The sequence below is a fragment of the Arthrobacter globiformis genome, assembly GCF_030815865.1.
In the GTDB taxonomy this organism is placed as follows: domain Bacteria; phylum Actinomycetota; class Actinomycetes; order Actinomycetales; family Micrococcaceae; genus Arthrobacter; species Arthrobacter globiformis_B.
Genome location: NZ_JAUSXI010000001.1, coordinates 112,262 through 125,735, shown reverse-complemented (window position 1 = coordinate 125,735; position 13,474 = coordinate 112,262). Strand labels below are relative to the sequence as shown.

General features: G+C 67.0%; 11 protein-coding genes. 3 read left to right on the top strand and 8 right to left on the bottom strand.

The genetic code is table 11. The annotated features are described in order from the left end of the window. Window positions 1–42: 42 nt before the first annotated feature. The 4 genes from QFZ33_RS00605 to QFZ33_RS00590 form a co-directional block, all read right to left on the bottom strand. Entirely contained in the window at window positions 43–636 is a 594-nt protein-coding gene (locus tag QFZ33_RS00605; protein ID WP_307023911.1) for an amidase family protein, read from the bottom strand. Further along, a complete protein-coding gene (locus QFZ33_RS00600) occupies window positions 599–1,546 on the bottom strand; it encodes an amidase (RefSeq protein ID WP_307023909.1) in 948 nt (315 codons plus the stop codon). Before QFZ33_RS00600 ends, QFZ33_RS00605 begins: the two co-directional genes overlap by 38 nt. Before the next feature lie 11 nt (window positions 1,547–1,557). Further along, window positions 1,558–2,925, bottom strand: coding sequence for an MFS transporter (locus QFZ33_RS00595; RefSeq protein WP_307023906.1), 1,368 nt, complete (start codon window positions 2,923–2,925; stop codon window positions 1,558–1,560). A 178-nt stretch (window positions 2,926–3,103) separates the two neighbouring features. After that, window positions 3,104–4,462 (bottom strand): MFS transporter, encoded by a 1,359-nt coding sequence (locus QFZ33_RS00590; protein ID WP_307023904.1) that lies wholly within the window; start codon window positions 4,460–4,462, stop codon window positions 3,104–3,106. Between the two features lie 257 nt (window positions 4,463–4,719). On the opposite strand from QFZ33_RS00590, the gene QFZ33_RS00585 reads away from it, so the two are divergent. After that, window positions 4,720–5,703 (top strand): aldo/keto reductase, encoded by a 984-nt coding sequence (locus tag QFZ33_RS00585; protein WP_307023903.1) that lies wholly within the window; start codon window positions 4,720–4,722, stop codon window positions 5,701–5,703. Here QFZ33_RS00585 and QFZ33_RS00580 read toward each other — a convergent pair. Next, the gene (locus tag QFZ33_RS00580) at window positions 5,673–6,548 is read right to left on the bottom strand and encodes an amino acid-binding protein (protein WP_307031593.1); all 876 of its coding nucleotides are present in this window, start codon (window positions 6,546–6,548) and stop codon (window positions 5,673–5,675) included. The two genes, QFZ33_RS00585 and QFZ33_RS00580, sit on opposite strands and share 31 nt — an antisense overlap. A gap of 340 nt (window positions 6,549–6,888) precedes the next feature. On the opposite strand from QFZ33_RS00580, the gene QFZ33_RS00575 reads away from it, so the two are divergent. Both QFZ33_RS00575 and QFZ33_RS00570 read left to right on the top strand, forming a co-directional pair. Next, window positions 6,889–7,866 carry a hypothetical protein gene (locus QFZ33_RS00575; RefSeq protein ID WP_307023902.1) on the top strand — a complete coding sequence of 326 codons (978 nt, stop codon included), beginning with the start codon at window positions 6,889–6,891 and terminating at the stop codon, window positions 7,864–7,866. 152 nt (window positions 7,867–8,018) lie between these two features. Then, complete coding sequence (locus QFZ33_RS00570; protein ID WP_307023900.1) at window positions 8,019–9,095, top strand: FUSC family protein; 1,077 nt, start codon at window positions 8,019–8,021, stop codon at window positions 9,093–9,095. Between the two features lie 19 nt (window positions 9,096–9,114). Here the strand turns inward: QFZ33_RS00570 and QFZ33_RS00565 are convergent, their stop codons facing one another. From QFZ33_RS00565 to QFZ33_RS00555, 3 genes are all read right to left on the bottom strand, one after another. After that, window positions 9,115–9,576, bottom strand: coding sequence for a hypothetical protein (locus QFZ33_RS00565; protein ID WP_307023898.1), 462 nt, complete (start codon window positions 9,574–9,576; stop codon window positions 9,115–9,117). After that, window positions 9,573–11,969: a molybdopterin oxidoreductase family protein gene (locus QFZ33_RS00560; RefSeq protein WP_307023896.1), complete on the bottom strand. Its 2,397-nt coding sequence runs from the start codon at window positions 11,967–11,969 to the stop codon at window positions 9,573–9,575. The genes QFZ33_RS00565 and QFZ33_RS00560 overlap by 4 nt, the downstream gene beginning before the upstream one ends. 77 nt (window positions 11,970–12,046) lie before the next feature. Then, on the bottom strand, window positions 12,047–13,342 hold the full coding sequence (locus QFZ33_RS00555; RefSeq protein ID WP_307023894.1) for an MFS transporter: 1,296 nt from the start codon (window positions 13,340–13,342) through the stop codon (window positions 12,047–12,049). Window positions 13,343–13,474: the final 132 nt, after the last annotated feature.

The window sequence follows — 13,474 nt, the reverse complement described above, 5'->3', positions numbered from 1 at the left end:
GTTTTGTAGTGACTCTATGTCCTCGCCGTCATCCATCTCTGCTCACTCCACTGAATCTGGCCGGGAGATGAAGGGCGGAGGGCTGAAGCGGCCAAACTCCCGTTCAAGGGCCGCGGCGACGGCGAGTACTTCACGGTCGCGGTACGGCCGGCCCACCACTTGGAGGCCGACGGGCAGTCCTTCACTGGAAAGCCCGCACGGCACAACCGCCACCGGGAATCCGAGGATGCTGATGGCCCGGCAGCACGACCCCAGCTCCGTCCAGGGAATGTCCTTGCCGCTGACGTTGAAGTAACCGGTCAGGGGATCCGACGCCGGTACGCTGGCCACCGGCAGCAGCAGGATATTGTGCTCTTCCATGAACCCCAGCACCTGTGCACGGATCGCATCCCGCTCAGCGGCAGCTTTGCGGTAGTCCGCCACTGTGCCGGGTTCTGCACCCAGCAAGGAGTCGCGGAGGTTGCCGCCCAGCCAGTCCTCACGCCCTGTGGCAAGCTCCACCACCTCGGGCATTCCCTCGGCCGTGCGGAGGGCCACAAAGGCTGCCGCTGCCCGCTCGAGGCCTGGCGGCCTGCCGTGCGTTGTCGGAACACCAAGGCTATCCAGGGCTTCTGCTGCCTTCCGGACGGCAGTCACCAGATCGTCCCGGACGGGGTGGGTGCCCTCGTCCTCGAACCAGGCACAGCTGATCCCGGCCAGGGACTCGATTGGGCCGCCCACCGGTACCGGCACGGGTGGAAGGATCCACGCCGTCCGTCCCGGCGAGAACGCCAAGCAGTACGCCCAGATCGTCCACGCTCCGGGCCAGCCAGGCGACGGTGCCGAGCCGGTGCAAGGCAGACATCGAGTTGGGCGCGGGGAGGCTTTCTCCGACCGCCGGCGGTACGTACGGCAGGAGTCCCGTCTCCGGCACCAGTCCGACGGTGGGCCGCAGGCTCGCCAGGCCCGTGCAGTGGGCGGGCCAGCGGATGGATCCGCCAAAGTCGGTGCCGAGCCCGAAGGCGCTCATGCCGGACGCCACGGCGGCGCTGTCGCCGCCGGTGGAACCGCCTGATGTCAGGCCGGTGTCCCACGGATTCCAGGTGTCTCCGAAGAGCGGGTTGCTGGTGTGTGTCGCCACCGCGAACTCCGAACAGTTCGTCTTGCCCAACAACACCGCTCCTGCCTCCTGCAGGCGGCGGACCGCCGTCGCGGACTGCTCCGGAACGTAATCCCCCAGAAGGGGGCTTCCCGCGGTGGTACGCAGGCCCTTCGTGGCCAAGGTGTCCTTCACCGTGAACGGCACGCCGTGCAAGGGGCCCAGCGGCCCGCCGGCGGCGGCAGCCCTGTCCGCGGCGGCCGCGTCGTCAGCTGCCATCGGATTGAGGGTGACGATGGCGTTCAGGCGGGGGTTTTCCTGGGCGATCCGTTCGAGATGCAGTTCCAGGCATTCAGTCGCTGTCAGGCGGCCCTCCCGCAGGGCGGTTGCCCATTCGGTCATGGAAAGCCGGGTCAGCTGTTCCCTGTCGAGGGCGGCCCGCGTTGAAGGCGGCGCGGTGTTGTTCATGTCCCTGATCCTTATCGTGTGGTGCTGGCCGTCTTGCCGGCCTCGTTCATGGTGATCTTGGACGTTTCTTTGGCGACGTAGACGCAGAACACCATGAGCAGAAGCGCGGCGGACAGGTAACCTGCCACGGCGAATCCGGAGCTGGTCAGGACGATCAGTTGGATGGCGATCAGCGGGGCGAAACCACCGCCGAAAACGCCGGCGAGCTGGAAACCGACGGCGGAGCCGGTGTACCGGACCTTGGTTGCGAACAGTTCGGGGATGAACGAGGCGACCGGGGCGTACATGGCTGCAACGATCACCAGGCCGATGGCAGGGGCGATGAGCACCAGGAACGGGTCCCTGGAGTCGAGCATCGCAATGAATACGAAGCTGTAGATGATGCCCCCGATGGCGCCGCCGATCATGACGGGCCTGCGGCCCACCCGGTCCGAGAGCGCGCCGAACAGCGGGATGCTGATCATCTGCGCAACAGCGGAAATGGTCGAGGCGGCCAGGGCCAGGCTCTTGGGCAGGCCCAGGTGCTCGGTTCCGTAGACGAGGACGAACAGCGCAAAGATGTAGAACGCGATGTCGCTGCCGATGCGGGCACCGACTGCAAGGGCCAGCTGCTTCTTGTAGTGCTTGAAGACGTACAGGAGCGGGGCCTTGACCTCTTCGTGCTTCTTCTCCGCGGCCTTCTTTTCCGTCGCTTCGAAGATCGGCGATTCCGCGAGCTTCATCCGGATGTAGAGGCCGATGGCTACCAGAACGAAGCTGATCAGGAAGGGGATCCGCCAGCCCCAGGCGAGGAAGGCTTCCTTGGAGAAAGCCGAAGACATGAGCGTGAAGATGCCGGTGGCCAGGAGCAGGCCGGTAGGGGCAGCGGTTTGGACGAGGCTGCCGAAGAGCCCGCGCCGGCCGCTCTTGTCCGACTCGGTGACCATGAGGGCCGCGCCGCCCCACTCGCCGCCGATGCCGATGCCCTGCAGGAAGCGCAGGCTGACCAGAAGGACCGGAGCCCAGACGCCGATGTTTTCGTAGGTGGGCAGGAGCCCGACGGCGGCGCTGGCCAGGCCCATCAGGAGCAGCGTCGTGACAAGGACGTTTTTGCGGCCGATTTTGTCACCGAAGTGGCCGAAGATGGCGGCGCCCAGGGGACGGACAACGTAGCCCACAGCGTAGGTGGCCAAGGCCAGGAGGAGGCCCGTGGCGGGCTCTGAACCAGGGAAAAACAGGATGGGGAATACGATGGAGGCGGCTGTGCTGTAGGCAAAGAAGTCGTAGTACTCAAGCGTGGTGCCGACGAAGCTCGCGGCGACGACCCTCTTCATTGAGTTTTCGCCGCCCTTCGGCTTGGCGTCGGAGACGGAACCTCGGGTTTGGGAATTAATCGACATTTGGCCCTCCTGGGCGATGCGACGGGGTACAGGACCGGGTTTAGGCGTTGAGGTGAGGACGTAGTCCTCGGAGTGCCGGTTTGGGATCCCAAATACGACGGTAAGTCGCGGCGACTTTCATGTCAACGGTTTTGGGATCCCAAACCGGGAAAACTTCTGAAGGCTTGGCTTGGGCGGCCTAGACGGGCAGGCGCTTGTTGTAGTTGAGCGTGAGCACGGAGATTCCCATGATGATGGCGGATCCCACGAAGTAGAGCAGCGCCCAGGTGTAGGAGCCGGTGGCGCCAACGATCAGGCCGACGGCGATCGGGGTGACGAACCCGGAGATGTTGCCGCTGAAATTCATGGCCCCGCCGAGGACACCGGCGTTGGTGCGGCCGCCCAGGATGGACGGGATGCTCCAGAACAGGCCTACCCAGCGGAGGAAGAACATCACCACGGAGAGGAGGACGACGGCGGTGGTCGGGTCCGCGACGACAGTCACCCCGATGAGGCCGCCCACCACCACGACGCTGGAGATGCCCAGCAGCGTCCGCATGACGCGGTTGGCGGAGGCGCCGGACGCCCGCCACTTGTCGGCAATCGTGCCGCCCAGGATCTCGCCGACGAACCCGGCCCCGAAGATGACGAAGGTGGACCAGCCGATGGTTTTGAGATCGAAGCCCTTGGCCTGGGCGAGGTACAGCGGGCCCCAGGTGAGCAGGCCGTAGAACACGCCGTTGAAGCCCAGCCAGCCGAAGCACATGGCCCAGAAGGAGCGGTACTTCAGGTATGGGAGCAGGGCGCGCTTGCCCTTGCTGCCGTCGAGTTCGGCTTCGGCGTCCTCGGCGGCGTGGGAGGCTTCGATGTACTCGGCCTCGGCCGTGTTGACGCCGCGGTGCTGGCGGGGATTGTCGCGGACATACCACCAGACGGCCAGGCCCATCAGGACGGTGGCAGCGCCGGCGATGACGAACGACGTGCGCCAGCTGCCGGTGGAGGCAATGAGCCCGGCGATGAGGAGGCCGCCCAGGCCGGCTCCGAGGGGAGCGCCGGCGTCCAGGATGGTGGCGCCGCGGCCACGCTCCGACTTGTGCATCCAGATGGCGTTCAGCTTGCCGCCTGCCGGCATGACGCCGGCCTCAGTGATGCCGATGCCCAGCCGGGCGATGAACATGCTGAGGAAGCCGCCGGCCATGCCGGAAGCGGCGGTGGCGGCGCCCCAGCCCACGCAGGAGGCGGTCATGACCTTGCGCGGGCCGAACTTGTCGATCAGCAAACCGACCGGGATCTGCATCAGGGCGTAGGTCCAGAAGAACGCGGAGAGCAGGAGGCCCACGAGTTCCGGGGCGAGGTTGAACTCCTTTTGAATGATGGGCAGCGCCACGGAGATGGAGCCGCGGTCGATGTAGTTGACGGCGACCAGGACGAGCAGCAGCAGGAACAGCTTCCAGCGGACGTTGGTGCGCCGTTGCACGCCGTCCTTGCCGGGGTTGGTGTCGCGGGATTCTGGGGATTGGGCCTGGGTTGTCACTGCTTCAGTATCTGGGAGAGACACAGCTTCTCCTTTGGGGGAAGGGTGCGGACATGGAATGGGGGGATGAAGTGGGCGGTGCGGCCGCGGTTCGGCTGGAATCTTTGGGCCGGCGCTGTTGCGTTTGCGTCGGCGGAATGGTCCTGCCATTTGGGATCCCGATTTGGGATCCCAAATTCAAGGTAAGGAGTGGCGTGGGACACTGTCAAGGGTTTTCGGAGAAGATGGCCGTGGCCCGCGAAAAAACGAATTGTGACTGAGGCAGGGAAAGGGAGAGCCGAATGAAAACGGTCCGACTTGGAAACTCCGGGCTGGAAATCAGCGCCGTTGTCCTGGGCATGATGAGCTACGGCGATCCGGAGAAGGGGTCGCACGGGTGGAGCGTGGGACTCGATGAAGCCAGGCCCTTCGTACGGCGCGCCTACGAGGCGGGGATCACCACCTTCGATACAGCAAATGTGTACTCTGCCGGCTCGAGCGAGGAAATCACCGGCACCCTGCTCAAGGAACTGGCCCCCCGTGAGGAGGTCCAGATCGCCACCAAGGTCCACGGCCGAATGCGCCAGGCCCGCAACGGGGCAGGCCTCAGCCGGGCCGCGATCATGCATGAGATCGATGCGTCCCTCACCCGGCTTGGCACCGACTACGTCGACCTCTATCAGATCCACCGCTATGACCCGGTGACCCCGGTCGAGGAGACAATGGAGGCCCTGCACGACGTCGTGAAGGCGGGAAAGGCGCGGTACATCGGAGCGTCAAGCATGTGGGCCTGGCAATTCGCCCGGATGCAGCATGCGGCGGAGCTGCATGGCTGGACCAGGTTCGTGTCCATGCAGGACCAGTACAACCTCCTCGAGCGGGAGGAGGAACGCGAGATGCACCCGTTCTGCCTGGTCACGGGTGTGGGCGTCATCCCCTGGAGCCCGTTGGCGCGCGGAAACCTGACCCGGCCGTGGGGTGCTGCCGGGTCCGGGACCCGGCAGGACACGGACGAGTTCGGCAAGGGGCTGTACAAGCAGGACGAGGACGCGAACAGGGCCATCGTTGATGCAGTCGCCGCTGTGGCGGACGATCGTGGCGTGCCAATGGCGCAAATCGCTTTGGCCTGGAGCGCGGGCAAGTCCGCCGTCACCGCCCCCATCATTGGGGCGACGAAGGAACGCCATATCGACGACGCCGCTGCCGCCGTCGGGCTTTCACTGACCGAGTCGGAGATCCGGCGCCTCGAAGAGAGCTACACGCCCCGCAACCCCTCCGGGTTCTGACCGACCCGCAGGGGCTCCCGGTGCGCCAGGATTTCGGCGAGCTCCGCGAGCCGGTGGGCGCGGGCCGACTCGGCTGGCGTGAACGGCTCGCCGGGACGGAAAAAGGTGATGGGTCCGTGCCAGGCGGTGGGAATCTTCAGGATGGTGCCGGCGTCGTTCGTTTCCGTGCCGTTCGCTAGGGCGTGGCGGGCTGACTCGCTGCCGGGGTCGAGGATTCGGGCGGACAGCAGTTCCGCCACGGCCAGCGGCAGCTCCCCGGGAGTGGCGGCGATCCGGGCGGCCAGGCTCAGGGCCCTGGTCTGTCCGTCGGCCATGGCCAAGGCGGTGGTGGGCCAGACCTGCGAGCTCCGTCCGCCGCCGTCCGTCAGGGCCTCCAGCAGCTGGCGCTCGCTGACCTCGCCGGGGGCGGAGATCACGAATTCGTCCATCACGCCGCCTCGAACCGGATGGACGTGGATGCCCAGTATGTTGGTGTCCAGCAGCGCCAGGGACCTGGTTATCCGCTTGAGGGAGCCGGGCTCGTCGCGTAGCACGGTCCGGGCTCGCCACAGCGCAGGTGCCGTGCCCAGGCGCCGCCGGTGACGCAGCGCCGGTGCGTGGAGCCACCGCCGCAGGATCCGCGCGGCGGACGGCTCTGCCACCCAGATGACCAGGACGGTGGCCGTCAGCGTCAGGACCAGCACCTTGGCCAGATAAGGCAGATGCGTCTGCACCACCAGCGCGTGCACCAGCAGTTCGATCGGGAGCATGACAGCGACATTGGCCACCGTGAGGCGCGTCTTGGTGGGTTCAGGCATCTGCCCGCAGACCTCGCAGCTCAGTTCCGCCGCTGGGGTGTCCGGCATTTGGTGGTTCGGCTTGCGTTGGTTCCGCAGACGTGGCTTCGGCGCGGCGAGGTTGGGTTTGGGACGCTTCATGCTCCCAGCCTGCCCGGCCGCTGTTACAGGGGGATTGCCCCCGCGTTCCGATCCCGCGAATCATCCCCGAATGCTTGTAGTTTGTGTACAGATAATGGCCTCTGAGGGGGCTTTTGCGGCCAATATCTGTACAAAAACTCGCGCCCTGGTTTGGGGCGTGGCTTCCCCATTTCCGGGCTATGGCCAGCCCCCGGCCCGGTCCCTACACTGAAAAGACCAGCGTGCGGAGCTCCCGTACAGCGGCCTGCTCGCACGGAAAAGTCGACTCGTGGAGAGCACCGTCATGCACATCAGCATCAGTTCAGGCCGTACCAGCCGCCGTGCAGCCGCAGGGTTCCTCGCCCTCGCCGCGCTCCTGGTCCCCGCACCCGTCGCCTCCGCCGGAGAGGCCCGATCGGACAACGTCGCCCCGGTCATCCTGCTGGACGGGGCCAAGGGTGCCGAAGGCATCGCGGCCGCCGGCAGCACCAAATTCTTCGCTGGTGACCTCGTCACTGGGGACATCTACCGGGGCGACATCCGCAAGGACAAGGCCACCAAGTTCATCGACGCGCCCGCGGGCAGGATGGCCGTGGGCATGAAGGCGGACCGGCACAACGACCTGCTGTTCGTGGCCGGTGGCCCCACCGGCCAGGCCTACGTGTATGACACCGACACAGGAAAGACGGTCAGGACCTACCAGCTGACCAAGAAGGAAGCCTTCATCAACGACGTGGCGCTCACGGACCACGGAGCCTGGTTCACCAACTCGCGGCGGGGTGAGCTGTACTTCATTCCGGTGGACGACGACGGTGACCTCGGCAGCGTCCGCACGCTGACGCTGAAGGGCCCCGCGGCGGATACCAGCAAGCAGTTCAACCTCAACGGCATCGCCTACTCACGCGACGCCGGCCGTCTGGTGGTGGCGCACACGGGCAACCAGGCGCTGTACACGGTCAGCCCGCGGACCGGAGCCAGCACCGCGATCAAGGGCGTGAAAGTACCCAACGTCGACGGCATCCTGGTCACGGGCGACACTGTCTGGGCCGTGCAGAACATGTCCAACCAGATCAGCAGGCTCCGGGTGAACTTCCACGAATCAACCGCCAAGCTGCGGGAAGTCATCAAGAGCCCGCACTTCAACATCCCGACGACGGCCGCCCTCTTCGATGACACCCTCGCCGCCGTCAACGCCAAGTTTGGAGTGCCGAACGCCAAGACCTTCGAAGTGGTCACCGTGGACGCACGCACCAACGCCACCAAGTAGGCCCACCCAATTGGCCCGGCTGGGGAGACGAACACAACAGGACAGCGGGCGGCCTCCACGGGAAAGGCGGGGGCCGCCCCCGTTAAGCTGGTAAGCGGACGCCAGTGCCGCCGTCGTCAGTTCCAAACTGCAACGAAAGGCGCGAATCCCCCGTGAAGCTGCTGGCCGAGATGTTCACCCTTGCCCCGGCGAACAAGGATCATCACGTCGCCGTGCGGTGCGCCGTGGGCGTCTTCGTGCCGCTGATCACCCTGGTGCTCCTGGGCCGCTTGGACCTGGCGATCTTTGCCTCCTTCGGCGCATTCACCGGCATTTACGGCCGCGGGGAGCTGCACCGCAAGCGGTTCTTCATCCAGGTCCGGGCGGGTGCGCTCATGCTGCTGGTGATCCTGCTGGCCACGCTGACGGCCCGCACCGTGCATGCCGGCGGCCTGTCCCCGGCCGCGAGCATCTGGCTGCAGGTGCTGGCTACCACCCTCGTGGCCGGCGGCTGCTCACTGGTGATCGCCCGGTGGCGGCACCGGCCGGCGGGCTCGCTGTTCCACATCTTCGCCTTCGCGGCGATCGCGTCCATCCCCAACCAGCCGCCGTTGTGGCAGTGCATGCTGGTATCCGCCCTGACCACGCTCTTTTGCCTGGCCGTCGGGCTGTCCTCCCGGGTGCTGCGGAGCCACCGGACGCCGTGGGAGATGCCCTCGCCCGTCCGCCTTACCGCGGAAGAGAAGCGGGCGGCCGGGCTCGAGGCGCTGGGCTACCTCGTGGCAGCGGGGCTCGCAGGCGCCACCGCCACCCTCGTAGGCCAGCTGCTTGGCTTCGGGCACAACTACTGGGCCATGGTGGCGGCCGTGGTTCCGCTGGTGGGACGCACCACGCGGCACCGCATCGCCCGCGGCATCCAGAGGATCATCGGCACGGTGCTGGGCCTCATTCTCCTCGCGGGCATCCTGCTGCTGCAGCCCGTGCCGTGGCAGACGGTCCTGGTGATCGCCATCTGCCAGTTCGGCGCAGAGCTCTTCATCGCCCGGAACTACGTGCTGGCCCAGGTCTTCGTTACGCCGCTGGCGCTGATCTCCACGCTGCTCGTCTCCCCGGCCGCACCCGGCATCCTGCTCCGGGACCGGATCGTGGAAACGGTGATCGGCGCCACCGTTGGAATCGCCGTGGTGCTGGCCCCCGCCGTGTGGTCCCGGATTTCGCGGCGGACCTCTGCGGAAGTGCGGGCGCGGTAGGGCGCAATTCGGCCACGGTTTACTCAGCCACCAGAAGCGCCTGGGGCGCGGCTTGTTTCATCCTGGTCTGCAGCCACCTGATCTCCAGCTCGGAGTCACCCTCACACTGCTCCACAACGCCCTGGAGCTCCGTGTCGCGCGCCCCCTTCGCGGCCTGCCCCACCATCATCCACGTGACATCGATGTGATTGACCAGCACGTACAGGTCCTGCAGGTCCAGCATCAAAGCCAGCGGCCCGGAACGGACCTCCTTTACGCCATTGGCCGTCAGCCGGTGCTCCTCCTCGCCCTCGATGTCCTCGCCGTACCGGTCGATAACCGGCTTCAGCGCCTCCCGGTGCGCGTCGCACTTCTTGGCGAACGTCTGCAGGATGAAGTGCACGTCGGGTTCGTCGCCGTGGCCGTCCGCCACCACACGGAACGACGACGCGAGCGTGGCCTCCGCCTCGTCCAGCAGGCCGATGTAGACGGGGAGTTTCATCGCTGGGCTCCTGTTGCGCGGCGGGATGCGGTGGTGTCCGGGGCCTTCGAGGGGCCGTCGCCGCTTCGCAGCTTTTCCACCCGGACGGCGGCGTTCTTGAAGAGCGGCTGCTTGGACACCGGGTCCCATTCGGTGATGGTGAGTTCGTTCGCCGCCCGGTGCGGCCCGCCGTCGGACGTGTCGCCGTCGGACGTGTCCCAGTACCCGTAGTGGAAGGGCGCGAAGACGGTGCCGGGCCGGATGTCGCCGACACGCACCGGAACTTCTAGACTGCCGCGGCGGGACGTCACCCGGGCGATGTCCCCTTCCTGGCAGCCGGCGCGCGCGGCGTCCTCGACGGACATCTCGATCCATGGCTCCGGCGCGGCGTCGTTGAGCCGGCGGCTGCGGCCGGTCTTGGTCCGTGTGTGGAAGTGGTATGCGGTCCGGCCGGTGGTGTAGCGCAGCGGGTAGTCGGCGTCCGGTTCCTCGTGCGGCGGGGTGTAGTCGAGGGCCTTGAGCCAGGCCTTCCCGGGCTGCACCGTTGCCTTGTACTCGGTTTCGCCCGTGGTGGCGCCGGTGAGGAGGTCGTGGCCGAAGGACTCGCAGTACTCCGGCGCGGTGGGAAACCCGCCGTCGGTGTACAGCCGTTCGGTGCCGTCTGGCAGCCCCTCGGTGCACGGCCACTGGATGCCGCTGCCGCCCCTGAGTTTGTTGTAGCTAAGGCCTGTGTAGTCGCACGGCCGGCCGCGCGAGCATTCCTTCCACGCCTCGAAGCCGTCCTCCGGGCCGGACCAGTCCAGCAGCGGCCGCCCGTCCTTGTCCGTGAACCCCATCCAGCGGGCATACTCGAGGAACACGTCGAGGTCGCTCCGGGCCTCGCCTGGCGGGTCGACGGCCTTCTCGGACAGGTGGACGGTCCGGTCAGCGTTGGTAAAGGTGCCGGTCTTCTCGCCCCAGGCAGCGCAGGGGAGGACGACGTCGGCATACTGCGCCGTTTCGGTGAGGTAGATGTCCTGCACCACCAGGAATAGGCTGTCCTGGTCCAGGATGTGCCGGATGCGTTCGAGCTGCGGCATGGACACGGCCGGGTTCGTGGCGGAAATCCACAGCAGCTCGATGGAACCCTGTTCAACGTAGCGGAAGATCTGCAGGGCGTGCGTCGGCGGAGCCCAGTCCGGGATGATTCCCGGGTCCACGTTCCACAGCCGGGCCAGGTCCTGCACGTGCTGCGGGTTCTCCCAGTTACGGAAGCCCGGCAGGTCGCCGTCGGCCCCGCATTCCCTGTTGTTCTGGGCAGTGGGCTGGCCGTTCATCTGCAGCAGGCCGCAGCCGGGCCTGCCCAACATGCCGCGGAGCAGGTGCAGGTTGTCGACCTGGCACGCGGACGCCGTCGCGTGGGCCGACTGGTAGAAGCCCTGCAGGACCGTGGAAAGCACCCTGTCTTCGGTGCCGAAGATCTCCGCCGCGCGCCGCACGTCGGCAGCCTGCACGCCGCAGGTTTCCGCCACTTTCTCCGGAGTCCACGGCTCCACCACGCTGCGCAGCTGGTCCACGTTGGCGGTGTGTTCGGCGATATAGTCCTCATCGATCCAGCCGTTGGCGAAAAGCTCGCGGACCAAGCCATTCATCAGCGCCAGGTTGGTGCCCGGATGAACCGGCAGGTGCACGTCGGCACGCCGGGCCACCTCGGTGTCGCGCGGATCGATACATACGAGCCGTGGCGGGTTGGGCCCGTCCAGCCGGTCCAGCACGCGCGACCACAGGACCGTCTGCGTCTCGGCCATGTTGTGGCCGTAGAGGAAGATGGCGCTGCATTCATCGATGTCCGTATAGCTTCCCGGCTGGCCGTCGGCGCCGAAGGACTCCTTCAGCGCGGCCGCGGCCGTGGCGGTGCACAGCCGCGTGTTGCCGTCCATGTGCGGCGTCCCGATCCCGGCCTTGCCGAGCATCCCCAGCGCGTAATATTCCTCCAGGAAAAGCTGACCGCTGGTGTAGAAGCCGTGGCTGAGCGGGCCCTTGCTGGCCAGGAGTTCCTTGCTCCGCTCCACGATCCGGCCCATGGCGGTGTCCCAGTCGGTTTCCACCAGCCGGCCGTCCACCCGGATCAGCGGCCGGGTCAGGCGGTCTGGGTGCTCCTCGCCCTGCCAGCTGCCGTAGAGGCCTTTGGGCCCCAGCCGGCCGCGGTTCACCCGGTCCTGCGCGCGGCCGCGAATGCCCACCAGTTTCCCGTCCTTGACGGCGATGTCGCAGCCGCACCCATTGCTGCACAGGACGCAGGCCGACTGCACCCAGCGGTCCACGTCGCCGTCGGTCAACCCCTCGGCCAGGACCTGGTCCACGCGCTCTGGCCAGGCCTGGCCGCTACCGTGGGGCGTCCGTTCGCCCCAGATGTCTGCGATCCGATCGGTCATGGGTCAGCCTCCAAGGATCGTAAGTGAACTTACTGCCCTTAGGTTACCCGCCGCCGTCGTCCGCGGAAGGGGCTAGCTCATGAGTGTTCGACGGCGGCCTCCCGGCCGGGTGCCGCGGCGATCGCATGGGGGACCGTCACCAGTGCAACGACCGCAAGGACGGCGGCGGCCGCGAACACGTAGAAGCCCCACGGGTACGCGATGCCGGCGGCCACCAGCGTTCCGGTGACGGCCGGCCCCATGATCGCGCCGAACCTGCCCACGCCGGCCGCGAAGCCGAGGGCGGTGCCGCGGAGCCGGGCCGGGAACAGCTGGCTGACCCAGGCGTAGACCAGGACCTGGGAGCTGAAAACGAAGACGCCGGTCACGAACACGGCCGCGTTGAGCAGCAGCTCGCTTTGGACCTTGATGCTGAGGACGGCAAGGAAGACGGCGGAAAGCCCGAACCACAACAGGACAATCTTCTTAGTTCCGTGCTTGTCCGCCAGGATGCCGGCCACCACGAGGCCCGCGACGGCGCCGACATTCAGCACCAGCAGCAGCACGAGGCCTGCGCTCACCGTGTACCCGGCGGAGGCCATGAGCTGCGGGAGCCAGGTGTTCAGGCCGTAGACCAGCAGGAGTCCCATGAATGAGGCCACCGCGATGCCGAGGGCGACGAAGGGGTAGGGCTTGCGGATGAGGTCGCGGATGCTGGCCTGGGGTGCTTCGGCCCGCGGCGTGGCGGCGGGCCGGGCCTCGCGGCTCCGGGTTACTGCTCCTGCTGCAGCTGTTTCTTGCTCCGCCGCGTGCGACGGCGGGAGGGTCTCCGGCAGCCGGAACCACAGGAGCGGGACCAGGGCGAAACCGGCCACGCCGCCGACGATGAACATGATGCGCCAGTCCGGCACCACCAGAAGGGCCAGGAACGCGGTGGCGACGGCACCCACGTGGTACCCGGTCATGGTCCTGGTCGTGGACTTGCCGGCGGTGCCGGCCGGGGCGTAGTCGTTCATGTACGCCAGTGCGGCGGGAAGGCAGGCGCCCAGGCCCAGCCCGGCGAGGAGGCGGAAGATGCCGAAAACGGCGACGTTCGGCGCAAAGACGACCGCGATCGTGAAGAGGGAAAACCACGCCACGCAGGCCACGAGGAGGCGGCGCCGTCCCAGCCGGTCGGAAAGCGGTGCGATGAAAAGTGCCCCGATGCCCACGCCCACCAGCGAGATGGTGGCTGCGTAGGTGGCCCCGATGGCATCGAAGCCCAGCTCGTGGGTCTTAATCAGGGTAGGTATGACGGTGCCCAGCACCACCAGGTCGAATCCGTCCAGCACCATGGCCAGCCAGCAAAGCCAGACAGGCCACTGGGAGCGGCGGGCAACAGAGAGCGTTGACATGGGAACCTCATCGTCCGGGTAGGAGCTTTTTATGGGATCGAAGGTGATGCGGGGCCGCCGCTGCAAATCGCCGGAAAGGCCTGCCGGAGGACGCTCTGCCGGGGCCGTTGCTGGAGCCTGCCGCGTTGCCGC

Coding starts and splice junctions, on each gene's coding strand:
- QFZ33_RS00585 (WP_307023903.1), top strand. CDS start 4,720: ATGAAAACGGTCCGACTTGGAAACTCCGGGCTGGAAATCAGCGCCGTT.
- QFZ33_RS00580 (WP_307031593.1), bottom strand. CDS start 6,548: ATGCCGGACACCCCAGCGGCGGAACTGAGCTGCGAGGTCTGCGGGCAG.
- QFZ33_RS00565 (WP_307023898.1), bottom strand. CDS start 9,576: ATGAAACTCCCCGTCTACATCGGCCTGCTGGACGAGGCGGAGGCCACG.
- QFZ33_RS00600 (WP_307023909.1), bottom strand. CDS start 1,546: ATGAACAACACCGCGCCGCCTTCAACGCGGGCCGCCCTCGACAGGGAA.
- QFZ33_RS00595 (WP_307023906.1), bottom strand. CDS start 2,925: ATGTCGATTAATTCCCAAACCCGAGGTTCCGTCTCCGACGCCAAGCCG.
- QFZ33_RS00555 (WP_307023894.1), bottom strand. CDS start 13,342: ATGTCAACGCTCTCTGTTGCCCGCCGCTCCCAGTGGCCTGTCTGGCTT.
- QFZ33_RS00560 (WP_307023896.1), bottom strand. CDS start 11,969: ATGACCGATCGGATCGCAGACATCTGGGGCGAACGGACGCCCCACGGT.